Genomic DNA, 20,263 nt, shown 5'->3' on the forward strand with positions numbered 1-20,263 from the left:
CTGCTGTGGCAACCACGGACGTGCCGGTGGCCGAGGGCTGATCCACGCCTGCTACTTGCGCCGCTGGCGGGCCGGATCCCTGGCGTCCTTCCCCGTCCAGGACCGGCCCGCACCTCGATGGCTGCCGTCAGGGTCGCACGGACAACGCATGCTGGACCGCTACCAGCGTCTAGCTGCGATCCGGCCGCCCCTGTCTGTAGCCAGGCTCGCTTTCGAGCTGGGCGTGAGCGAACGGCAGGTGTTCCGGTACGCGGCTGCATCCCGCCCGGCTCTTCCCGTACAGGACACCGCGGAGGTGGAGCGTGCGTGACGGTAAGGCGATCGTGCTCCGCGGAGACGCCCGCGACCTGCCACTCCCGGACAACTCGGTGGATCTCATCGTCACGAGCCCGCCTTACTGGGGGTTGCGCGACTACCGCGACGGCGGGAACAGCCTTGATGGACAGATCGGCGCGGAGCCCACACCTGATGCCTACATCGATGCGCTTATCGATTGCACCCGAGAATGGATGCGGATCCTTACGCCTGAGGGCTCGATCTTCGTGGTCCTGGGCGACAAGTACTCCACTCACGTGGGGACGACCAGCGGGACGCGTCTGGCCAGAGGCAACTTCGGAACCAGCGCAGGCCGCAATTTGGCTGGGGTCCGCGACGTGGTCCGGGCCGGAATCGGGGCGGACTTGCCCGACAAGTCACGGCTCATGCTCCCTGAGCGGTATCGGCTCGCGTGCGCGTTCACTCTCGGACTGATCGTTCGATCAGTGATCATCTGGTCGAAACCCGCATGCATGCCAGAGTCCGTCACCGACCGAGTGAGGGTGGTTCACGAAGACATCGTCCACCTGACCAAGCAGCCGCGATACTTCGCCTCCGTCGATGACATCCGGCGTCCGCACAAAGCTCCTCTCCGCGTGGCGGGGAACACGGCGATGCAGGCGCGCAACCTTCACCATCCCCGTACGGCCACAAGCGCCTACGAGGGGCCGCACCCGCTCGGAGCTCTACCTGGGAGCGTGTGGGAGATCGCGACCGAGCCAGTGCGCGTTCCTCAGACGCTGGGGGCCAGCCACTATGCGCCGTTCCCCCTCGCGCTCGTGCGCACGGTCGTTCTGGGCTGGTCCCCAGATGGCGGTGTTGTGGCCGACCCGTTCGGCGGGACGGGCACCACAGCCCTGGTCGCCTCCGTGCTGGGCCGTACCGGCATCTCGGTGGACAGGTCCGCGGACTACTGCCGTATCGCCCAGTGGCGCACCACAGACCCGGGAGAACGAGCTCGCGCGATGGGCGTGCCCAAGCCCGAGCCCGTCCACCCTCAGCAGTCGATCCTCGACCTGTTTTCGGAGGTGTCCGATGGCGCCTGATCTCGCTGTGATCGCCTCCCACATCGCATGCCTGGTGCGCGCCGCCGCTGACGAAACCGCTCCTCGGGCTGCGAGAGAGCGGGTCGCTGAGGAAGCACTGATCTGTCGGGCTGCTCTCCCACCGGAGGTTCCCGGACCGTACCGGACGCCCACGGACGAGATCGGAAAGGAGGAGAGGTGACGGCAAGAGCGCGGACGAGCCCCGCCTTCGACTGGACCTGGCAGCAGCAGGCCGCCTGCCGCGGCACGGAGCTGATGCTGTTCTTCCGGACCGAGGGCGAACGCGCCGGCGCCCGAGACGCCCGGGAGAGGCGCGCTCAGCAGGTGTGCGGCCGATGCCCGGTCCGGGAGCCGTGCCTCGCCTACGCGCTGTCGCGTCCAGAAAAGTACGGCACGTGGGGCGGACTCAACGAAGACGAGCGCGCCAGCGAACGCCGGCGCAGATCCCGCCAGTCTGCTGGCGGCGTGGAGTTGCCGCCGAGCAAGAGGCTCTGCTGCGCCTGCAACGAGGTGAAGGCCGTCACCGACTTCTACGGCCACAAAGCGGCGTGCAAGGCGTGCGTGAGAGCGCGGCAGCGCCAGCTCCGGCGGCGAAAGAAGGCGCAGGCGTCATGACCACGACGAAGGGCCGCCCGATGGGCGGGCGGCCCCAACGACACGACCACAAGGAAGCATCCATGTCTGCCACAACCGTAGCGTTCCTGCCACCTGAGCAGGATGACGACCACCCGGCCTTCACCGCGGTCCGTACCGTCACCGGCCGGCACAACCCGAGATCGTTCACCTCTCCGGACGGCATCACCTACGAACTCGTCCACGTCACCCCCGCCCTTGCGGAGCGGTGGCTGCACCGCAACCTCGGCAACCGGCCGCTGCGCCAGGACGTCGTCGCCAAGCTGGCTCGCGACCTGCAGGCTGGCAGGTTCCTGGAGAACGGCGACGCCATCCGCGTCTCTGCTGACGGCGATCTGGCCGACGGGCAGCACCGGCTGAACGCCATCGCCGAGTCCGGTATCGCCGCGTGGATGCTGGTCGTGTCGAACCTGCCGACTGAGGCTCGCGCCACGGTGGACGACGGCGTGAAACGCACCATGGCCGACCGGCTCTCCTTCACCGGCGAAGCCACCCCCAAAACGCTGGCCGCGGTGGTGCGGCGAGCCCTGATGTGGGAGCGCCGCTCCTACGCGAATGCCGCCTACCAGCCGTCCACCCTGGAATCATTCGAGTTTCTCGACCAGAACCCGGACCTGCGCGAGGCCGCCGCCGCGGCCGACCACTACCGCAAGGCCCGGCTGCTGTCCGGCTCCACGATCGGGCTGTGCTGGTGGCTTTTCTCCCGCATCGACGCCGGCCAGTGCACGGGGTTCTTCGACCGGCTCAACGACGGCGCCAACCTGCCGAACGGCCACCCGGTCCTGACCTTGCGCAACCGGCTGAACGTGCTGAACGCGCAGCCGGGCCGGATCCCGTTCTCCCACACGACGGCGCTGACCGTGAAGGCGTGGAACTACCTGCGTGACGGCAAGGAACTCCTGACCATCCGCCACGCCGAGCACGAGAAGTTCCCCACCCCGAAATAGCCGCAAGGTTTCACGCCAAGCCGGGACGCGTTTCACCTGCGAGAACGTAAGCGATCAACGTTGTGACCTGCGAAAACATTGTATCGGTTTTTGTCGGTGACACAGCGGACCATTGAACGAAAGCAGCCGCCGCTCAAAAGGAGTGCCGATGGCTTCCAGCGTCTACCACGTCGCCTTAGGGATCATTCTGAATCTGACCGAGCCCGATCTCGGATGCCCGGAGATTCCGAACCTCTGGGAGAAGTTGCGCGCCGATCACCGACCTGTCCCGGAGCGGCAACTGCAGTGCCCAGAATGTATGGCGTCACAGCCAGACTGCCCCGAGTGGATGTTCCTCACCGAACGGGACGGGATCCGGTTCGCTTCCCACTTCAGCGGACGTGACGACCATCCGTCGTCGTCAAACGAGAGCGACAAGCACAAGGCGTTCAAAGCGCGGATCGCCAGAGCGGCTGAACAGGGCGGCTTTTCCGTTGTGGTCGAAGACCGGGCAGCGGACGGTCGGCGCCGAACCGACGTCCTCGTCAAGGGCGCCGGCGATCTCCTGGTCGGCCATGAGGTGCAGTTGTCGTATGCGGCTCTGCCGACCGTCCGCAAGCGCACCAGGCTGGCAAGGGCGGACGGCATCTCGCCCTTGTGGACCACGACGGACCGCACTCGTGACTTCATCAACCAGGTTCCCTGGGCGCTTACCGACGACGCGCCGTGGAGGCACATCTATGAGGGCCGTGAGCTCCAAGTCCGCGGTGGAGTCCGCGCGCTGGAGATGGAGCGCTGCGACATCCGCAACCCACGCCCCTGCCCGATTCGCCAGCCCGGCAAATGTGGCGGCCTGCACGGCAAGTGGGTGCCCAAACGCGCGTACCTGCTCGACGATCTGGTCCGTGACACGGCCGCCGGCGAGTATGTGCCGGTCATCATTCCGGGCAAGCGGGTGCACTTCCGCTGGTGGGTGCGTGCTGTAGACCGCGACCGGTACGCCGACAGCGCTGGCGGGCTGCTGACCGAGGACTTGGTTCGGCGCCGAAGCAGCGGTGCGGAGCTCACCCAGACGCAGGCACCCCGCCCTGTTGATCTGGAGTGCCGCTACGGACAGGACAGCGGCTTCCGCTCGCCGCCGGCGGTCGACCAGGAGGACGGGAGCGAGGTGGACGCCTCGGTGGTGACCGTGCCGGCCGAGTGGGAGTCGCGCCCGTTGCCGCCGATACGTCGTGGCGTGTGTGGCCACGGGACAGGGCCGTGCGGTGCGATGCCGGCCCGCCTGTACCCGTGCGGTTGGCGCTGCGACGCGCACAGCCCTGGCGTGCTCCGAAGTACCGGAAAGCTCTCGTGACCCTTCCCATCAGCGCTACAGAGAGAGCCGCCGCACGTGAACGACGACGAAACCCTCAACTGCCTCAGCGACGGAACGTTCCGCGCGCACTGGCTACGTGAGGTCTTGCGCGCCTCGCGGATCACTGAGGCCGTGAAGGTCTTGCTGATCTCGATGGGAGTGGAGGAGATGGACCCGTCTGGACTGGTGTCTGTGCCGCGCGAGGAACTGGCTGTGCGCATCGGTCGCGGCAAGTCGCGCGTCTCCGAACGGATCCAGTTTGCGGTGGATTTGGGGTACCTGGCGCGGGTGTCGGCGGGCAAGAAGAGCAACACGGCGGTGTACGCCGCAGCCGTCAATGGGTCCGTCTGTGCGGACCTGATGCAGGACGGAAAGGGTCCGGCTATCCGGACCGAAACGGAGCAGGAAGGGTCCGGCTATCCGGACCCTTCCGATGTCGGAAAGGGTCCGGATAGCCGGACTAGAACAATCTTTGGGTCCGATCCACAGGACGCTATAAACGGTCCGGCTATCCGGACCAGAACATCATTTGGGTCCGATCCACAGGACGCTTTGGAAGGGGAAAGGGTCCGGATAGCCGGACCCAATGACCCAATAAAGGGTCCGGCTATCCGGGTCGCCAAGGTAGAAGGGGGTACGGGGGAAAACTCTTCCCCGCCCTCCGAAACCACAGAAGAAGATTTCTTCATCGGAGATGAGTCCGCGACGCGGAAGCCGAGAGCCAAGCGGAAGTCCGCCCCCAAGATCCCGCTGCCGGCCGACTTTGCCCCCGACGCAGCCATGATCGCGTGGGCCAGAGACGCCTGCCCGCTCGTGGATCTTGAAACGCAGAGCAAGGCGTTCGTCGCCCACTTCACGCCCGAGCCCGGCGAGAAGCCAGAAGTACGCCCTGGCTGGAGCCGCTCGTGGAAGCAGTGGATGCTCCGCCAGCAGGGCTGGGCCAAGCAGCGGCAGAGCAACGTTCACCACCTCCGGCCCACCGGAACGGGCGGACACACGCCCTATCGAAACCCCACCGACCAGTCCGTCTACTTCGAGGACTTGTAGCCATGTCAGAACCCACACCGCTCAGGCTCGCGATCGGCGACGCCCTCGTCCGCCGAGGCGTGGATCCCGCCGCCGCCGTCGGCGATCTCCCCGAGCCTGACCACGACCTGTACACCAGGCAGGAGATCCTGCGCGAAGCCGGCGAGTACGCCGACAAGCACATCCCGGCCCGCTACGCGGACGCGATCGCCGATCACCCCGACGTGGTGGACTGGCTGCACCGGCTGCTGGACCTGGCGATCACGAACTCCGTGATGAACGCCCAGTGCGCGGTCAAGGCCGGCCCGTCCCTTCTCATCCTCGGCCTGACCGGAGTCGGCAAGACACACCAGGCGTTCGGCGCCATCCGGCTGCTGTCGCAGAGCGGAGTGCGATGCGCGTGGAAGGCCATCGCCGCCGCGGACCTCTACGCGAAACTGCGCCCACGGCACGGCGTCGACTCCGAGAAGGAGTTCCGTGCCCTGGCCGACGCGCCCCTGCTCCTCGTTGACGACCTCGGCGCCGCCAAGACCTCGGAGTGGGTCGAAGAGGTCAATTACCGGCTGGTGAACTGGCGATACGAGCGCATTCTGCCGACCCTGTTCACCTCGAACGTGCGCCCGAAAGAACTCGGAGCAAGCCTGGGAGAGCGTGTCGCTTCCCGCCTGATCGAGATGGCTGAGCGCGTCGTTCTGCAGGGGTCGGACCGTCGCCGGGCGGGGAGTGACCGATGACTGCTTTTGACCTGGATGACCTGGTGGAGCGCATGGCTGTGCCCGCTGCTGGACTCGTCGCCGCGGTGCAGGGCGAGAACGTTGACCACGCCCACGCGGTGCTATCGGCTCTCACTGCGCTGGAGTTGCGCGCCCTGGCGGTCCGGCTGGCGGATTGGGCTCCTGGCCCTGCCGTCGAGGTGCTTCAGCGTCTCAGCGAGACCCGGCACTGGTGCAAGTCAGGCGAGGCTGGCCGGATCCGGCATCAAGCGTTGCTGTCTCGCCCGGAGATCGCCGTCGTCGTCGGGGTGTCGCCGTCCGCGATCCAGGACTGGGAGAACGGCGGCGGCCTGCCCCGCGGCGAGAACGCCATCCGCTACGGCGTGGTGCTGAACAGGCTGCGCGCCGGCTTGGGGGAGCGCGGATGAGCGTCTCTGTCCCCACCTCGACCAAGGAGAACCCGACTCATGGCTGACACCAAGATCGAATGGACAGATCGGACCTGGAACCCAACCACCGGGTGCGACCGGATTTCGCCCGGCTGCGATCACTGTTACGCGCTCACGATGGCCCGACGGCTGAAGGCGATGGGCCAGTCCAAGTACCAGCGAGACGGTGACCCGAAGACCTCTGGCCCCGGGTTCGGCGTCAGCGTCCACGCCGATGTCCTCGCCGAGCCGCTGTCGTGGGCGTCGCCGCAGCGGGTGTTCGTGAACTCGATGAGCGACCTGTTCCATCCGGACGTCCCCGAGGAGTTCATCGCCCAGGTGTGGACGGTCATGGCGAAGACGCCTCAGCACACCTACCAGGTACTCACCAAGCGGCACGCTCGGATGAGGTCCGTGGTGCGTCGCATCGCGTGGAGGCTTCCCACCACCGAGGAGCGCTCGCAGGGAGTGCGCGGTTCGGTCGCCTATGTCCAGAACAGTGAGCTGCTTAATGAGCACCTGGGCGCTCCTGCTGTGCTGCCGAACGTCTGGTTGGGCGTCTCGGTCGAGGACCAGCAGTGGGCTGAGGCCCGGATCCCGGCGCTGCTGGAGACACCTGCGGCGGTGCGGTTCATCTCTGCTGAGCCGCTGCTCGGCCCGGTGAATCTGCGCCGCCTCCAGGTCCGCAACCGGGTGATCGACTGCCTGGGCGGGGACGTCATCGACCCGAGCGACGGGGCTGTCCTGTGCGGCACGCCGAGCGTCCTCGACTGGGTGATCGTCGGAGGCGAGTCCGGACCTGGCGCTCGGCCGATGCACCCAGCTTGGGCTCGGAGCCTTCGCGACCAGTGCGAGTTGTCGCATGCCAGCTATCTGTTTAAGCAGTGGGGATCATGGTGTCCGCCGCACCCGAAACAGGGCCAGTCCATCTACGGGCACGTCACGAATGAGGATGCCTGCCAGGTCGTCAGCCGCGAGGGCGAACTGCTCGGCCGCCCCTGGGGAGGCTGGGGACTCACCCATCCCGACGCGGTTGTGATGCGCCGGTATGCCAAGGGGCAGGCCGGGCGGCTGCTGGATGAGCGCACCTGGGACGAGTTCCCCGACACCATGTCGCAGGAGGTGTCGGTCCATGGCTGACGTCAAGTCGCCCGCCGACGAACTGCGCGAGGCGGTGAAGCGCCTGCGGTGTGAGCACGTCTACACGCTGACCTCGGACGGCAAGTGCGTTCACTGCAGCTTGATCTACCTGGAGCACCTGACGGAACCGATCGAGCCACTGCGCGTGGCTCTCGCCTCCTTGCTGGAGCCGATCGCCGACAAGATCGACAACGAGACGGCCGAGTTCACACCCGAATGCTGCGACGACACCCACACGCGCCGCGGTCTGGTCCATGCGCCCTGCAACGGCTGGCTGACCACCTACCGGGGACACCTGCCGAACGGGCCGACATGCCGCTGCTTCGACGACGCTCTGGCTGTGGCCAGGGTCATCAACAACACCGAGGGAGCCCGATGAGCGACTTCATACGGTGGCGAAGGGCCACTCTGTGTAATGGCAACAGCGCTTGCGCTGAGGTCGCCTGGGTGGCTGCAGGCAGCCATAACGGCAACTGCCTCCTGGCGGGCACTGTCGGCGGCGAGGTGTGGCTGCGGGACTCCAAGCTCGGCGACGACAGCCCGATCCTGCGGTTCACGGCAGCCGAGTGGGAGGCGTTCACTGTCGGGGTCCTGGCGGGCGAGTTCGACGCGGAGGTCCTCGCGGTGCCGGGGGAGCGTCCGGGCGGGGATGGCTCGGGAGGACCTCTGGCTGAGCCGCTGAACGTCTCGTAGCCCGTTTCGGGCACTCGTGCTTGACCGTGAGTCTCCTGGGCCGCCTGCGGCCTTCTGAAGCGCTCACCAGTTCGTGAAATTGATCTAGATCAGAACTCAAGATCGATAAGGAGCCTCGATGTCCGATCCCGACAAGACCAGTCCAGAGGTCACCGACCTTCTGCGGGAACTCGCCAAAGCCCGCGAAGCCCTGGCAGCAGCCGAAACACACCTGGCCCGCCATGCGGAGGCGAACGCGGCACTCCACGCGTCGACCAACGTCATGTACTCGCCACTGCACGCCAAGGTCGCCGCAGCCATTCACGGCATCGACGCCGCGCACGTCAGGTACGGCCAACCGCAGCCGGGTGGGGATGGGCGTCCACTGCCGACGTTGGACCACCGGACTCCTCTCGGTGCGCTCGCTGCCGTTCTCGCGGACCTCGACCGGTGTATGCACGGCCGCCACGAGGTCGACACCTGTTCGGGATGCAAGGGCCCGAGTAGGGGCAACTTCCACATGCCGACCGGGTCGGTCATCGGATACGGGCGGGGTGGAGACGAGGACACGATCGTCATGCCGCCCACCGGTGAGCGTTCCAACCCTCGCGCGTGGCGACCCGCCTACGCCTCCGAGCAGGGTCGCGAGGTGCCTCAATGAGCAGGCTGTTCTACGACTGCGAGTTCATCGAGGACGGCACGACCATCGACCTCATCAGCATCGGCATGGTGGCGGGGGACGGCCGCGAACTGTATGCCGTCAACCGGGACATGCCGCACAAGCGGATCGCCAAACACGACTGGCTGCGGGCGAACGTGGTCCCGTCGCTGCCGCGCATCCACGGCGACCGCCGCCACTACGTGAGCGCCCGCCGCAACCCGCTCGCGCTGGACTTCGACCACCCCGACATGCTCGGCCGCGAGCGCATCGCGGCGAAAGTCGAGCGGTTCATCCTCGCCACCCCGGACGTGGAACTGTGGGCCTGGTACGGCGCCTACGACCACGTCGCCTTGTGCCAGCTGTGGGGTCGCATGATCGACCTGCCTGAGGGTGTCCCGATGTGGACCAACGACCTCAAACAGGAGTGCATGCGGCTGGGTAACCCGAGCGTGCCGAAGCAGGAGAGCGGTGTCCACAATGCGCTCGCGGATGCCCGGCACAACAAGGTGATCAGCGAGTTCCTGGAGTCGTACGCCTCCCAGCAGTCGGGGGAGGCGTCCTGATGGCCGAGATCCGGCGTTTCCGCCTCCACCGCGTCGAGGATGTCTCCGGAGTGTCCGGTACGGGCGTCGTCGCCGAGGGCGTCGTCTTCTCCGACGACTGGGCAGTCACGCACTGGCTGGACCGTCCGCCCATGCACGAGCCGACCATGACCACGTGGCTCAACAGGGGGCACGACGGCATCAGGAAGGTTCACGGCCACAACGGCGCAACCCGCGTCGAGTGGCTGGACATCCCGATGCCGCCCGCTCCCGACTACTCGTCCGCCTGGACGGAACTCCGCGGCTACGTCGAGGAGGCCGTCCGGGACGGTAAGGGGATCGACGCGGCCGACATGCTCGCCTACCTGGACGAATTGAAGCGCCGCGCTTTCGCTCCGGGCAGGGACTGGATCGCCAAGATCATTGGGCCTACGGGGGAGACGCCCCAGTGATCCGCCGCTTCTGGTCCTGGTTCGTGGACGACCGAGACACGCTTCGCGAGTCCACTGTCCGGTTGTCCGACGAGCTGGACAGGCTCACACCTCGGCAGTGCAGCGAGCTGTTCGCCGTCGCTCCCGCGTTCTGGGTGGCCGCCAACCAGGTGGCCGCCTGCGTGGGCGAGCTGACGCCCTCACAGACCCCTCCGAAGTGATCAACCAACTCTGAAGGAGAACACCATGTCCGACACCCTGACCGCTGTCCGGCCGTACCAGCTCACGATCAGCTACACCGACCCGGAGACGGGCCTGTGGAAGACCACCATCCGCTCCGCCTGGCCCGACGCCAAGGAGGAGATCATCCTCGACGCTTCGGAAGCCGACGACGCCGGGCACGGGCGGCGCGTCCACGTCCTGTACGGCAAGGGCGGCGAGGCGACATTTGACCTCGACGAGCACGGCCTGGCGCGGCTCCTGAACGCAGCAGACCGGGCTCACGCCGACGTGATGGCCGGGTAGCTAGTCGCCGGCGGGCTGCTTGCGAGGGCGGCCTCCCTTCCGGGATCGCCGCTCCTCTAGCTCCCGCTCGGCGAGTTCCATCTTGGCTAGTTCGTCGGCGTTGCCGTACTCGCTCACAACGGTGCGGATGTGCTCGACGAGATCTTCGGAGCGTTCGCGGCTGAAGACGCGTTTGCACACCGTCTCGTAGGCGTCCCAGAGAGGTTCGGGCAGGCGGAACTTTCTGTACGGCGTGTGCTTGCCGGCGCTCTCTGGCGACGGATTCTGTGTGGCCACGAAGAAATCTTGTCACACCTCTTGTGTGGCCACAAGGATTTGTATTACCGTGTGGCCACAAGGTAAATCGAGTCGCAGGGAGACCGAGATGACCGCCAGCCTCACCGCCAAGGCCCTCCTCGCCGACAATCCGGCGATCACCCTCGACGAGCTGGGCCGCCCACGCCGTCGGCCTCGACTCGAAGGACGAGGACCTGTTCTGGGCGGGAGTCCGCGAGGTCAACCCCACTCTCTGTCCCGACTGGTAGACGCTCACGGGCCCCGGAAGGGGCCCGCCACCCTCTCCCTGACCAGACCCGAACAGACCCCCGAGGAGACGAGATGGCCACCGAGACGCGAGCGGTCCTTTCGCAGGCCAGGCGGCTCATGAGGCGCTACGCAGTCAGCATCGCTGACCCCGTGCTGGAGGCTGACCGACGCACGTCGATGAACGACGCGCGCATCGCGTTGTGCCTGGCGCAGGGCGTAGCGGAGAAGGACATTGACCCGGCCAGCGGACATGACTACTCGGTTGAGGCGTACGACAGCGTGCGCGCTTCATGGCAGGCTCTCGCCCGGCATCACGGACTCTCGCGCTACTACGACGGCCCCGCCTACCAGAAAGCGATCAGCAGTTGGCGAGCCCGGCGACCGGAGCTTGTGATCGACGACTGGGTCGGCCCAAAGGAGGAGTGGGCGCGAGATTAGCCACCGCAGCCTCTCCGAGTGAAGGGGGCAATGAGTGATCGTCTGGCCGAGACTCCTCCGCTACCTGACGCACAACCGCCGCATCCCCTCCGACCAAGAAGCCAGAGCCCGACACGGCACCTGGGGCTGGCTCACCGGCCGCGACATGTGGCGGCCACCACGCCGCTGACCCTCCTGGCCCGGCTCCCCGGCCGGGCCCCAACCAGCCCCCCGATCTTGAGGAGTTGTGATGGACCTCCCCACCTTCGAAGAGATGCGCCGCAACGCCTACAAGTTGCTCGGAGACGCCCAGCAGGAGCTCACCTCGGACTGGCGCGGTCCGGAGCCTACTGACAAGCAGATGGAAGCCATCGGCGAGGCGTTAAGGGCCATCACCAAGGCGAAGGTCGCCCTCGACAAGGTCGCCCGAGCGGCCCGCTGACCATCAACTTTCTGAGGAGAACCGAGCGATGGACCGTCAAGCTCAGCAAGAGCAGGCGAAGCAGCAGGCCGTAGACCTGGCGCGGTATGGCGTCAAGGCGATCCCTGCCGGCGAGGGGGTCTGGATGGACGTCGCCGAGACGGCCAAGCTGCTCGTGATCCTGGCCGCCCTGCCCGAGGAGGACTAACCGATGTCCAAGATCCGACTCTCTGACGGTGTCCGCGCCGTGAAGGATGCCCTCCGGGGAGAACTCCAGGTCGGCTGCACAGCCTGTCAAGGTGGCGGCTGCGACGCGTGCGATAACGGCACAGTCCGCGCAGGGTTCCGCTGGAGCAGACCGCTGTGGACCCCCGACCCGAGGAGGACTGACCGATGAGCGCTAAGCCGCGCCGTCTCCGCTTGTCCCGTACCCGCGTGGAACAGCACGTGCGGGAGACGAAGACTAGGGAGGCTGTCCATTTCGTGGGCACCACCGAGAACCTCGACGACGGACGAAAGCAGGTCCTCGTCCACCTGCTGGACAAGTTCAAGGACGCCCGCGCCGAATCGCCTGCGGCAGCTCAACTGATGGCGGCTTTAGAGGCTGACGGGTGGGTGGTAGAGCACTCGCGCGCGCTCGTAGCGTCCCGCCTGGTGGTGTCCGAGCCCGCGACTCCAGCCGAGGAGGGCTGAGCCATGGCTGAGAAGCCTGAAGTGGTCGGCGTCCACGACGGTGGCGACGGGGTCTGGGGCGTCACCAGCCTCATCGGCGGCGGTGACGGCCACCAGGAGCATCCGTGCGCCCAGTGTCCGTGGCGCCGAGACACTCCCGTAGGGCGATTCCCCGCCGAGGTGTTCCGGCACTCAGCACGCACCACCTACGACCTGGCTAGCGAGGTGTTCGGCTGTCACATGGCCGGACGCGACCAGCCGAAGACGTGCGCCGGTTTCCTGCTGCGCGGCGCCTCCGACAATCTGGCGATCCGGATGCGGCTCCGGCGGCAGGACTTCTCGGGCGTCCGCTCCGAGGTTGAGCTGTACGACGACTATCGGGAGATGGCGGTCGCGAACGGTGTGGACCCCGCCGACTGCGCATTGCGATCCTGCCGCGGGGACCGCCCGATGGAGTACGCGCCTGACAGCGAGGTAGGCCTGACGTTCTCCGTCACGGACGAGGAGGGCTGACCCATGGCCGAGATCGACATCCCTCGCAGACCGATCGAGACCGAGCCCATCAGCGCGATCATCGTCGAACCCGGCGAGTCCGCTCTCGAGGCCAAGGAGGACGCTCTGCTGGCCGCGCTCGAAGGCGTCGAGTTGGCCGCCTATGACCGGGTGATCATCGGCTGGCTGGCCGGTTGGGAGTCGTCCACGGTCGCTGTCGTGTGCTCGTGGCTGCATCGGGTTGGGGAGGCTCCCGATGCCTGAGACCCGAACCCCGAAGCGCATCCAGCGGAAGAGGACACGAGGATGGAAGCGCCCAGACAACTGCGTGATCGTCGATCGCACGTCCAAGTACGGCAACCCGTGGGCGGTTACCCTCGACCCTGGCCGAGGTTGGCGCGTCCACCCTGCTGGAGACAAGCGGCTCCTCTCGCCAGACATCGTCGGATGGTGGGCGAACAGGGCAGATGCGGCGGCCCAAGCTGTGTCGTTATATAGCTCCTGGTTCCGCAACCAGCCGGAGCTGGTCGAACTCGCCTGCGAGGAACTGCCCGGTAAGGATCTCGCCTGCCCGTGTCCGTTGCCCGAGTCCGTTTGGGAACCGGACCACTGCCACGCGGCCTTCCTTATCGATTTCGTCCGGGAGTTGTGCGATGCCTGAGGAGACCCGCCCGTTCCGCCTCCTCATCACCGGCAGTCAGACGTGGACGGACGAGCAGCAGGTGAGAGCCGCTATCGCCTGGGTGGCGTACCGGCACGGCCCCGAGAACGTCACGCTTGTCGAGGGCTGCGCGGTGGGCGCCGACGAGCTCGCCGAGCAGGTCGGGCTTTCCTGGGGCGGCGGTCTGATCGTGGAGCACCACCCGGCTGACTGGGGCACCTGCCTGCCCGACTGCCCTCCCGATCACCGCCGTACACGCCGGGACGGCACCACGTACTGCCCGGGAGCCGGGCTGCGCCGCGACGCCGAGATGGTGGGCCTGGGAGCCGACTACTGCGCGGCGTTCATCGACCCGTGCGCGAAGCCACGCTGCCGAAAGCCCAAGCCTCACGGCTCTCACGGAGCCTCACACACAGCCCGTCTCGCCGAGAAGGCAGGCATCCCAGTCCGCCGCTACGAGAGGTCTAGCCATGTCTGATGATTTGCACGAGCCGATCCGTCGAGCCATAGACGACCCTGGAGCCTTCACGAAGCGGGGAACAGGCGAGCTGCTCGCTGACTGGGCGGCGCGGGCTGTCCCTCTGTCGCTCCGCGCTGGCGACGACGACATGGTGATCGTGAAGGCTGGCGATGTTGCTGTCGCGCTGGACTTCATGAATCACGCCGGAGACGCCCCCAAGGACGTGACACGGCGACTCACTACGGCCTTGGCAGAGCAGGGAAGGGCGAGTCGTGTCCTTTGAGAGCCCTTTGGGGGAGCCCTCCACCGGAACCTCAGCCTCAAAGCTGGTCCCCGAGGAAGCTGTAGAAGCCGCGGTGAACGCCCTCCGGACGAGAGAGTGGGCCGGTCCGGGCGCACCCTGGTCGGCCCACACCGCCCACAACTTCGCCGGCGACTGCGCGGTCTGCGCAGGAGACGTTCGGGCGATCGTTGGGACCGCACTGGAGGCTGCTGCTCCAGTCCTCGCCGCACAGGTACGGCGAGAGGCCGCCGAGCAGATCGCCCACGCACTCGGATCGAAGGCTGCCAGGGCGCTCCACGAGGCGAAGGAGTTCTCCACCGTTGAGGACCTCGCCAAGTCCCTCGTCACCCGTGCTGGAGCCCTGTCCGCCGCTGCTGAGATCGCCCGTGAGATCGGAGAAGCGCGTGCCTGACATCCCTGAGGAGGCAATCGCGGCCGGTGCCGAGCGACTGGCCCACCGCGACTTCCCGGACAAGACGTTCGCCGGATATTCCCGCGCCGTGCTGGAGGCAGCCGCGCCAATCATCGCAGCCGAGGAGCGTGCTTCCGCCATCGTCGAGATTCACACCATCGTGGCCGAGGTGCGGCGAGGGATCGCCGAGCGGATCGCAGCCGCCCTCCTCGCTGTTGATCCCGTGGAGTGGGCGCTCGCTGGCCAGAGAGCGGGCCAGGATGCTGCAGCGATCGCCCGAAAGATCGGAGAGTGAGGTGTCTGCCATCCCCGAGGGAGCCGTGCGCGCCGTCGCTGAGATCCTCCGCTCGTGGGAGGTTGATGCTTCTGGTGAAGGCGACATCGCGCCAGTCGAGGAGTTCGACGCCGAAGCACGCGAACTGCTGGAGGTCGCGCTGCCGCATCTGCTGCCCCGTCAGCGCGCGGGTGATGCCCCGCGCAACGTCATCAGCATCGGCCCACCGCCCGTGTGCATGTGCAGGAGGAGCTGATGCCTGATCTCCCCGAGGGAGCCGTCTCCGCCGCAGCCAAGGCGATGGACGACGAGTATGGGCCCCTAGCTGAGTGGAGTCCGGAAGCGTTCGCCTACGTCGCTCTGAGGGCTGCTGCGCCGCTCTTCGCCGCGCAGGTGCGGCGAGAGGTAGCCGAGGAGATCGCCCGCGCGATCGAAGCTGACGACTCCAACAGCGACCTCGGTGATCGGACCCGGGCGTGGGCTGCGCGTCTCGCCCGTCAGATCGGAGAAGCCTGGTGACTCCCGCTGAGCTGATCGCCCAGGCTCTGGACTCCCACCTGTGGGACAGCACCTCCCGCTACGCCGCCCACAAGGACCACAACTACTACGGAGCGTGTGGCGTCTGCCGAGGCGATGTGGAGATGATCGCGGGCGCGCTGCTGCATGCTCTCGCCGCTGCCGGGATGGTCGTCGTCTCCACGTGTGCCTGTGGCGAGCCCCTCGGCACCTGCCACGCCTGCGGAGAGCCTCGCTGTTGGCACTGCGACCCAGGCCTCGGCAAGCACCACACGCCGATGAAGTGCAACGAGCTCCACGAACCCAGCCGTACCGCCCTACCCGAGAGGAGCGCCGGTGGTTGACGCCAAAGCTGCTGCAGCCATCCCCTACCGCAAGAGAATCCGCAAGCTGGAGGACCGCATCGAGGTGCTGGAGGCTCTCCTCAGGGACGCTGTCGCCGCCTTGGACGACCTCGGAGCCTGCGACGACTCAGACTGCCGGGACGAGGACTGCCCGCGCGTCCTGCCCCGCATCCGCGCGGCCCTACCCGAGAGGCCTGAGAATGCCTGAGATCGACGAGTTCCTCACTCGCTATCTCGCCGCCCGGGACGCCGATCGGGACGAGCGAGTGAACCGGGCCATCGAGGCGATGACCGTACGTGAACACAGGCTGGTCCATGAGGCGGCAGTCATGGGCTACATGCAAGGTGTCCAAGCGGCAAGGGTTGGAGAGTTCGACATCCCCATGGACGCGGAGATCGTGTGGCGAGTCATCGCAGGCTGCCAGACCTTCGGCGACATCTATCCGACCATCAGTGGACTACCCGAGAGAGCGTCCGATGGTTGAGCGCTGGAACGACGACAAGCCGCACCGATGCCCCCGATGCTGGGCTGTCGCCACCGACGACGTACGGGCTCGCTGGTGGTACGTGTACACGTGCTGGAAGTGCGCGACCAAGTTCACCCGATGGCCACGGTTGGCGAAGTACCTGCCCGAGGACCCGTTCAAGCGCCGCGCCCTGCCCGAGAGGACCACCAATGACTGACCAGTCGATCGTTGTCGTTGATGAGGCTGACGGCAGCCCGTTCGACCGCATCCGTCGCATCGCGGTGGGCGCGGCCGACGGATGGACCCTCGGACCGCACGGCCCGTACCAGCACCCGGGCATGACCGGCGCTGACGTCTCGCGAGGCCAGGTCCGGACGGCGCTCCTCCACCTGCTGGAACTCGGGCTGATCACCATTGACGAACAGCGCCTCAACGAGCTGCACATGTACAGGCCGTGGAGGGAGGCTGATCGTGGCTGACAACCTCCGCCCCTGTACGGGGTCTGGCGATCCTGGAGACGGCTGCAGCCTCCACCACCCCGTTCAGGAGAGCGCCCCAGACGGCGCGGACTGCTGCTGCGGCCAGCCGTGGACAGCACGCCGCAACCGGTGCTTCACCGGCGCGCGGAGCGGAGAGCCTGTGGCCTCGCACGCGGAAGGGAGCACCGACCGTGACTGACGACCTCCGCCAGAGCCCGGCTCCCAGGATGCAGGCGATGGGTGACCCGCTCTTCGCCCGCCTCCTGGACGCCGCTGACGATGCCCTCGCCGCCGAGCATGAGGGCGTAGACGAGTGGTACATCGGCGCCTACGACGACCACATCTACCCGACCTGCCCCGGCCTGGCGAGCTCAGCACAACCGCTCAGGCGCGGCCAGGGCAAGCTCTACCCGGAGGGCGGTGACGTCTGTGGAACCTGCGTCAGATGGTGGAGAGCACGCAAGACCAAGGAGGCCCACCATGTGTCCGGGTAGACGAGACTGCTGGCCCACAGCGTCGTGCAGGAAACGCTGGTACGACCGGCGCCGGCGAAGGAGGAACCGCCGATGACCTTCACCCGAGAAGTCCTCGCCCATGTGGTCGACTTCTTCCGAGGCGAATTCACTCACACGACCTTGGATCCGAAGGACTCCCGTTTCTGGGCGACGACGATCCTCTTCGCGATCTTTGTGCTACCTGCGCTGATCGTCGCCGAGATAATCGCCCAGGTCGCTGCCTGAGACGTTAGCCCTACCTGAGGAGGACGGTTGACCTCCGCGATTGAGCCGCTCGTCGTCTATGACTGCCACGACAAACAGTGGCGCGGCGACCCTGACGTGCTCTCCTGGATGCGGGCCGAACAGCTCGATCCAGAGCTGGTGTACCGGCTAGAGGTCTACGTCGTGGACTGCCCATCCGCCCGCGTCTACGAGTACGCCACGGTGCTGGGCGCACGCATCTTCGTTCCGGCCCTCGCCGACTATATGCGGCGGGAGCCGTACGACGTGATCCTGGCCAGCCTGCCGCCTGAGGCGCCAGCCCTACCTGAGGAGAAGCGGTGAGCAGCACGTACCGCATCCCGTGCATCTCTCACGACCCGGCCCTCGTTGCTGGCGAGTACGACACGCCAGACGCTGCTGAGAGGGCGATCCGCGACGGTATCGATGATCACCCGCAGTGCGACCTGCTGATCGGCCGCTACTCCTATCCGCTGATCGAGGTCGGCTGCCCGCCCACGACCGGGCCTGACCGCTCCGGTAGGCACCCTTGCTTACCGCACTCGGCAACGGAGTGGGTTGACGTGGCGTGGTTGCGGATCCTCGCGACTGTGCACCACTCCGGCGACGACCAGATGCAGGCCTTGGCCAGGGACAGTCATCTCGCCCACTGGCCGCTGGAGAGACTGCGACGGCTGCGCGACCAACTGAGCCTCGACCTTGCGGAGCAGACATGACCTGGCCAGAAGCGCTCACGCTCGGCCTGCTCGCTGCCGCAATCGTCGCGACCCTTGAGCTGTATGGCCCGACGCCAGCCCTAACCGAGGAGAACTAGCATGACCGCACCCGACTTCCTCCGATTGGCCGAGGCCCGGCGTGCCGACCTCGACATGACGAAGTTGGCACTGACCGAGAAGGCCGGGATTGGCCGGGTGACGTACGACCGTCTCAGCAATCCCGCAACCCGGCCACAGATGGCGACGATTGTGCGCATCGCTGACGCTCTTGGCATCGACAGGCAAGAGGCAGTCCGAACCGCAGGACTTCTCAACCCATCCACGCCAGTCGAACTTGCTGAGCAGCGAGCTCATGCGGCGATTGCCGAAGTGCTCCAACGCAGGCTCTCGGATGTGGAGCCCGATGTGCTGGCGAGAGTAGCACTGGAAATGGGAGAGATCATGCAGGCGGTCGCAAGCCAACTGTTCCAGCAAGCGAAGCCCAAACCGTGACCCTTCTCGTCCTCGACCCGCGGCGCGGGGGAGACGCCCCATGGGTTGCCCGCTGCCCGCCACAAACCGGAAACTCCTGGTTTCCGTGCCTACGGGAGCGGTTCGGACGGTGTTTTGGTAGGACCGGGGGTTAGAGGCGTCCAGCCTTCAGGACTTGAGCCCCAACGCTGCACATCTGCGATGATCAACGCGATGTGATCGCGAAGCTGATTGACGCGGGCGCCCCTCCTTGAGTCGTCGGCTGTCTCAGCGATGGCGTTCAACTCATTGATGACCAGAGACGGCAGCATCGCGGTGACCTTCCTGAACCAGTCGCGGAAAGCCGGATGCGCATCCTTCTTATGAGGAGCGCCCAACGGCGTGATCGCAAGCCGCACCTCATGGATGGCGGCATGCACATCTGACGCCCTGATTTCAGAGCCCCCGAGGCTGGCGTGAAGCTGCCACAGCGCCGATCCAACTCTTTCGGCCTGGTCTCGACGCCGTTCGTCGAGACGGGCCTCCCGCTCGCGCCTGGCCAGCCACCATGCGATTGCTGCCGCACCTAGGACGCCCAAGAAGGCGCCCCCGAAGTCGCCCAAGACCACGTCAGTCCAGAAGTTGAAGCTGTCGGATGGCATCTGCGTGTTGTTGATCGCTGGGGACGGAGCGGAGCTTGCCGACTCGGTAACGGTCACGGTGACTGTGGGCTCGGGCCGAAGCGACGGCGATGGCATAACGCAAATGTTTACGGCATGAACCATGATCGCGCGATGCTTAGGCCAGATTATTCGAGCCATACGGATGTCGTGCTCCCAGCCGCGGGGTGCTGGCGCTTAGCCGGTCACTTCGCCGGCCACGTCGCGGTAGACCGCTACCGTTTTGCCTGCTCATGACCCGATTCTCGGCACCCTGGAGTATGGACACCTCGGGGGAGGAGCACTGGCAGGTCGCCCTACGCGACCACGCCGCCAGGCTGGCCTTCCCTGACTGGATCCGCGGCCCTGACGACTGGACGAACCTGTTCACCGGCTACACGACGGGCGGGGAGCCGTACACGGAGGTGGCCGTCTACCGAGGCCACACCCGAATCCACCACCTCGTCCTCCGCGGCGACGAACTGACCGCGTTCTGGACTCGGCTACTCAACGAGATCAGCGAGTGATAGGCCAAGGCGATAGGCCACGGGTACGATGAACGCATCCCCGCGCCACTGCGCTATCTACCTGACCTGCACGCTCTCAACACCCCCGGAGAAGAGGTCGAGTGGTCATCGCCCCTCCACACCCCGTCACGGTCGTCCCCTGCGCTGACGGCGACGTCCTGCTGCTGCCCGCCATGTGGCCGGTACGGCTGACGCCTGACGACCGCCGCGCGCTCGCGCACGAACTCCTCGCGTTCGACGATCTACCCTGAGCACGAAGAGAGCGGCCCTCCCCGCCAGGAGAACCGCTCTCGTCCCTCGCACACCACCAGTTCCAGTGGTCTCCCGTACAGCGTATTC

General features: G+C 66.6%; 40 protein-coding genes. 38 read left to right on the top strand and 2 right to left on the bottom strand.

Going from position 1 to position 20,263, the window contains the following annotated elements; translation table 11 throughout:
• Window positions 1–302: 302 nt before the first annotated feature.
• The 15 genes from ACIBEJ_RS34725 to ACIBEJ_RS34795 all read left to right on the top strand — a co-directional run bounded on the left by ACIBEJ_RS34725 (window position 303) and on the right by ACIBEJ_RS34795 (window position 10,412).
• Window positions 303–1,361: a DNA-methyltransferase gene (locus ACIBEJ_RS34725; protein WP_397187124.1), complete on the top strand. Its 1,059-nt coding sequence runs from the start codon at window positions 303–305 to the stop codon at window positions 1,359–1,361.
• A gap of 177 nt (window positions 1,362–1,538) precedes the next feature.
• Window positions 1,539–1,976 (top strand): WhiB family transcriptional regulator, encoded by a 438-nt coding sequence (locus ACIBEJ_RS34730; protein ID WP_397187125.1) that lies wholly within the window; start codon window positions 1,539–1,541, stop codon window positions 1,974–1,976.
• A 62-nt stretch (window positions 1,977–2,038) separates the two neighbouring features.
• Entirely contained in the window at window positions 2,039–2,941 is a 903-nt protein-coding gene (locus tag ACIBEJ_RS34735; RefSeq protein WP_397187126.1) for a hypothetical protein, read from the top strand.
• A 148-nt stretch (window positions 2,942–3,089) separates the two neighbouring features.
• Window positions 3,090–4,274: a hypothetical protein gene (locus tag ACIBEJ_RS34740; RefSeq protein ID WP_397187127.1), complete on the top strand. Its 1,185-nt coding sequence runs from the start codon at window positions 3,090–3,092 to the stop codon at window positions 4,272–4,274.
• 36 nt (window positions 4,275–4,310) lie between these two features.
• Window positions 4,311–5,321, top strand: coding sequence for a hypothetical protein (locus ACIBEJ_RS34745; RefSeq protein ID WP_397187128.1), 1,011 nt, complete (start codon window positions 4,311–4,313; stop codon window positions 5,319–5,321).
• A gap of 2 nt (window positions 5,322–5,323) precedes the next feature.
• On the top strand, window positions 5,324–6,034 hold the full coding sequence (locus tag ACIBEJ_RS34750; RefSeq protein ID WP_397187129.1) for an ATP-binding protein: 711 nt from the start codon (window positions 5,324–5,326) through the stop codon (window positions 6,032–6,034).
• Entirely contained in the window at window positions 6,031–6,441 is a 411-nt protein-coding gene (locus tag ACIBEJ_RS34755; protein ID WP_397187130.1) for a helix-turn-helix domain-containing protein, read from the top strand. The genes ACIBEJ_RS34750 and ACIBEJ_RS34755 overlap by 4 nt, the downstream gene beginning before the upstream one ends.
• Before the next feature lie 39 nt (window positions 6,442–6,480).
• Window positions 6,481–7,581 carry a phage Gp37/Gp68 family protein gene (locus ACIBEJ_RS34760; protein ID WP_397187131.1) on the top strand — a complete coding sequence of 367 codons (1,101 nt, stop codon included), beginning with the start codon at window positions 6,481–6,483 and terminating at the stop codon, window positions 7,579–7,581.
• On the top strand, window positions 7,574–7,960 hold the full coding sequence (locus tag ACIBEJ_RS34765; protein ID WP_397187132.1) for a hypothetical protein: 387 nt from the start codon (window positions 7,574–7,576) through the stop codon (window positions 7,958–7,960). Before ACIBEJ_RS34760 ends, ACIBEJ_RS34765 begins: the two co-directional genes overlap by 8 nt.
• A complete protein-coding gene (locus ACIBEJ_RS34770) occupies window positions 7,957–8,274 on the top strand; it encodes a DUF397 domain-containing protein (protein ID WP_397187133.1) in 318 nt (105 codons plus the stop codon). Before ACIBEJ_RS34765 ends, ACIBEJ_RS34770 begins: the two co-directional genes overlap by 4 nt.
• 118 nt (window positions 8,275–8,392) lie before the next feature.
• The gene (locus tag ACIBEJ_RS34775) at window positions 8,393–8,914 is read left to right on the top strand and encodes a hypothetical protein (RefSeq protein ID WP_397187134.1); all 522 of its coding nucleotides are present in this window, start codon (window positions 8,393–8,395) and stop codon (window positions 8,912–8,914) included.
• The gene (locus tag ACIBEJ_RS34780; protein ID WP_397187135.1) at window positions 8,911–9,477 is read left to right on the top strand and encodes a hypothetical protein; all 567 of its coding nucleotides are present in this window, start codon (window positions 8,911–8,913) and stop codon (window positions 9,475–9,477) included. Before ACIBEJ_RS34775 ends, ACIBEJ_RS34780 begins: the two co-directional genes overlap by 4 nt.
• Window positions 9,477–9,908: a hypothetical protein gene (locus ACIBEJ_RS34785; protein WP_397187136.1), complete on the top strand. Its 432-nt coding sequence runs from the start codon at window positions 9,477–9,479 to the stop codon at window positions 9,906–9,908. The genes ACIBEJ_RS34780 and ACIBEJ_RS34785 overlap by 1 nt, the downstream gene beginning before the upstream one ends.
• On the top strand, window positions 9,905–10,108 hold the full coding sequence (locus tag ACIBEJ_RS34790) for a hypothetical protein (RefSeq protein WP_397187137.1): 204 nt from the start codon (window positions 9,905–9,907) through the stop codon (window positions 10,106–10,108). The genes ACIBEJ_RS34785 and ACIBEJ_RS34790 overlap by 4 nt, the downstream gene beginning before the upstream one ends.
• A gap of 25 nt (window positions 10,109–10,133) precedes the next feature.
• On the top strand, window positions 10,134–10,412 hold the full coding sequence (locus ACIBEJ_RS34795; RefSeq protein WP_397187138.1) for a hypothetical protein: 279 nt from the start codon (window positions 10,134–10,136) through the stop codon (window positions 10,410–10,412).
• Here ACIBEJ_RS34795 and ACIBEJ_RS34800 read toward each other — a convergent pair whose 3' ends face one another.
• The gene (locus ACIBEJ_RS34800; protein WP_397187139.1) at window positions 10,413–10,688 is read right to left on the bottom strand and encodes a hypothetical protein; all 276 of its coding nucleotides are present in this window, start codon (window positions 10,686–10,688) and stop codon (window positions 10,413–10,415) included.
• A gap of 321 nt (window positions 10,689–11,009) precedes the next feature.
• Here ACIBEJ_RS34800 and ACIBEJ_RS34805 point away from each other — a divergent pair, with 321 nt between their 5' ends.
• The 21 genes from ACIBEJ_RS34805 to ACIBEJ_RS34905 all read left to right on the top strand — a co-directional run bounded on the left by ACIBEJ_RS34805 (window position 11,010) and on the right by ACIBEJ_RS34905 (window position 18,780).
• Window positions 11,010–11,375, top strand: a complete 366-nt coding sequence (locus tag ACIBEJ_RS34805) for a hypothetical protein (RefSeq protein WP_397187140.1) — start codon at window positions 11,010–11,012, stop codon at window positions 11,373–11,375.
• 229 nt (window positions 11,376–11,604) lie between these two features.
• Window positions 11,605–11,796 (top strand): hypothetical protein, encoded by a 192-nt coding sequence (locus ACIBEJ_RS34810; protein WP_397187141.1) that lies wholly within the window; start codon window positions 11,605–11,607, stop codon window positions 11,794–11,796.
• Window positions 11,797–11,824: 28 nt separating this feature from the next.
• Entirely contained in the window at window positions 11,825–11,983 is a 159-nt protein-coding gene (locus ACIBEJ_RS34815; RefSeq protein WP_397187142.1) for a hypothetical protein, read from the top strand.
• A 227-nt stretch (window positions 11,984–12,210) separates the two neighbouring features.
• The gene (locus tag ACIBEJ_RS34820; RefSeq protein WP_397187143.1) at window positions 12,211–12,468 is read left to right on the top strand and encodes a hypothetical protein; all 258 of its coding nucleotides are present in this window, start codon (window positions 12,211–12,213) and stop codon (window positions 12,466–12,468) included.
• 3 nt (window positions 12,469–12,471) lie between these two features.
• The gene (locus tag ACIBEJ_RS34825; RefSeq protein WP_397187144.1) at window positions 12,472–12,960 is read left to right on the top strand and encodes a DUF6283 family protein; all 489 of its coding nucleotides are present in this window, start codon (window positions 12,472–12,474) and stop codon (window positions 12,958–12,960) included.
• Window positions 12,961–12,963: 3 nt separating this feature from the next.
• A complete protein-coding gene (locus ACIBEJ_RS34830) occupies window positions 12,964–13,203 on the top strand; it encodes a hypothetical protein (RefSeq protein ID WP_397187145.1) in 240 nt (79 codons plus the stop codon).
• A complete protein-coding gene (locus tag ACIBEJ_RS34835) occupies window positions 13,196–13,600 on the top strand; it encodes a DUF4326 domain-containing protein (RefSeq protein ID WP_397187146.1) in 405 nt (134 codons plus the stop codon). Before ACIBEJ_RS34830 ends, ACIBEJ_RS34835 begins: the two co-directional genes overlap by 8 nt.
• A complete protein-coding gene (locus ACIBEJ_RS34840; protein WP_397187147.1) occupies window positions 13,593–14,078 on the top strand; it encodes an SLOG family protein in 486 nt (161 codons plus the stop codon). Before ACIBEJ_RS34835 ends, ACIBEJ_RS34840 begins: the two co-directional genes overlap by 8 nt.
• A gap of 254 nt (window positions 14,079–14,332) precedes the next feature.
• On the top strand, window positions 14,333–14,755 hold the full coding sequence (locus ACIBEJ_RS34845; RefSeq protein ID WP_397187148.1) for a hypothetical protein: 423 nt from the start codon (window positions 14,333–14,335) through the stop codon (window positions 14,753–14,755).
• On the top strand, window positions 14,748–15,050 hold the full coding sequence (locus tag ACIBEJ_RS34850; RefSeq protein ID WP_397187150.1) for a hypothetical protein: 303 nt from the start codon (window positions 14,748–14,750) through the stop codon (window positions 15,048–15,050). Before ACIBEJ_RS34845 ends, ACIBEJ_RS34850 begins: the two co-directional genes overlap by 8 nt.
• Window positions 15,051–15,075: 25 nt before the next feature.
• On the top strand, window positions 15,076–15,285 hold the full coding sequence (locus ACIBEJ_RS34855) for a hypothetical protein (RefSeq protein WP_397187151.1): 210 nt from the start codon (window positions 15,076–15,078) through the stop codon (window positions 15,283–15,285).
• Complete coding sequence (locus ACIBEJ_RS34860) at window positions 15,285–15,548, top strand: hypothetical protein (RefSeq protein ID WP_397187152.1); 264 nt, start codon at window positions 15,285–15,287, stop codon at window positions 15,546–15,548. Before ACIBEJ_RS34855 ends, ACIBEJ_RS34860 begins: the two co-directional genes overlap by 1 nt.
• Window positions 15,545–15,889 carry a hypothetical protein gene (locus tag ACIBEJ_RS34865; RefSeq protein ID WP_397187153.1) on the top strand — a complete coding sequence of 115 codons (345 nt, stop codon included), beginning with the start codon at window positions 15,545–15,547 and terminating at the stop codon, window positions 15,887–15,889. Before ACIBEJ_RS34860 ends, ACIBEJ_RS34865 begins: the two co-directional genes overlap by 4 nt.
• The gene (locus ACIBEJ_RS34870; protein ID WP_397187154.1) at window positions 15,882–16,097 is read left to right on the top strand and encodes a hypothetical protein; all 216 of its coding nucleotides are present in this window, start codon (window positions 15,882–15,884) and stop codon (window positions 16,095–16,097) included. The genes ACIBEJ_RS34865 and ACIBEJ_RS34870 overlap by 8 nt, the downstream gene beginning before the upstream one ends.
• On the top strand, window positions 16,090–16,374 hold the full coding sequence (locus tag ACIBEJ_RS34875; protein ID WP_397187155.1) for a hypothetical protein: 285 nt from the start codon (window positions 16,090–16,092) through the stop codon (window positions 16,372–16,374). The genes ACIBEJ_RS34870 and ACIBEJ_RS34875 overlap by 8 nt, the downstream gene beginning before the upstream one ends.
• Window positions 16,375–16,565: 191 nt before the next feature.
• Window positions 16,566–16,835 carry a hypothetical protein gene (locus tag ACIBEJ_RS34880; protein ID WP_397187156.1) on the top strand — a complete coding sequence of 90 codons (270 nt, stop codon included), beginning with the start codon at window positions 16,566–16,568 and terminating at the stop codon, window positions 16,833–16,835.
• A 191-nt stretch (window positions 16,836–17,026) separates the two neighbouring features.
• Window positions 17,027–17,329: a hypothetical protein gene (locus tag ACIBEJ_RS34885; protein ID WP_397187157.1), complete on the top strand. Its 303-nt coding sequence runs from the start codon at window positions 17,027–17,029 to the stop codon at window positions 17,327–17,329.
• Window positions 17,330–17,401: 72 nt separating this feature from the next.
• On the top strand, window positions 17,402–17,575 hold the full coding sequence (locus ACIBEJ_RS34890) for a hypothetical protein (protein ID WP_397187158.1): 174 nt from the start codon (window positions 17,402–17,404) through the stop codon (window positions 17,573–17,575).
• 27 nt (window positions 17,576–17,602) lie between these two features.
• Entirely contained in the window at window positions 17,603–17,896 is a 294-nt protein-coding gene (locus tag ACIBEJ_RS34895) for a hypothetical protein (protein ID WP_397187159.1), read from the top strand.
• Complete coding sequence (locus tag ACIBEJ_RS34900) at window positions 17,893–18,288, top strand: hypothetical protein (protein WP_397187160.1); 396 nt, start codon at window positions 17,893–17,895, stop codon at window positions 18,286–18,288. Before ACIBEJ_RS34895 ends, ACIBEJ_RS34900 begins: the two co-directional genes overlap by 4 nt.
• Window positions 18,289–18,387: 99 nt before the next feature.
• Window positions 18,388–18,780 (top strand): helix-turn-helix domain-containing protein, encoded by a 393-nt coding sequence (locus ACIBEJ_RS34905; RefSeq protein ID WP_397187161.1) that lies wholly within the window; start codon window positions 18,388–18,390, stop codon window positions 18,778–18,780.
• An 89-nt stretch (window positions 18,781–18,869) separates the two neighbouring features.
• On the opposite strand, the gene ACIBEJ_RS34910 is transcribed toward ACIBEJ_RS34905, so the two are convergent.
• Entirely contained in the window at window positions 18,870–19,457 is a 588-nt protein-coding gene (locus ACIBEJ_RS34910) for a hypothetical protein (RefSeq protein ID WP_397187162.1), read from the bottom strand.
• Window positions 19,458–19,651: 194 nt separating this feature from the next.
• On the opposite strand from ACIBEJ_RS34910, the gene ACIBEJ_RS34915 reads away from it, so the two are divergent.
• A complete protein-coding gene (locus ACIBEJ_RS34915) occupies window positions 19,652–19,924 on the top strand; it encodes a hypothetical protein (RefSeq protein ID WP_397187163.1) in 273 nt (90 codons plus the stop codon).
• 101 nt (window positions 19,925–20,025) lie between these two features.
• The gene (locus tag ACIBEJ_RS34920; protein ID WP_397187164.1) at window positions 20,026–20,175 is read left to right on the top strand and encodes a hypothetical protein; all 150 of its coding nucleotides are present in this window, start codon (window positions 20,026–20,028) and stop codon (window positions 20,173–20,175) included.
• The last annotated feature ends 88 nt before the right edge of the window (window positions 20,176–20,263 follow it).

This window comes from Nonomuraea sp. NPDC050790 (assembly GCF_044456745.1).
Classification (GTDB): domain Bacteria; phylum Actinomycetota; class Actinomycetes; order Streptosporangiales; family Streptosporangiaceae; genus Nonomuraea.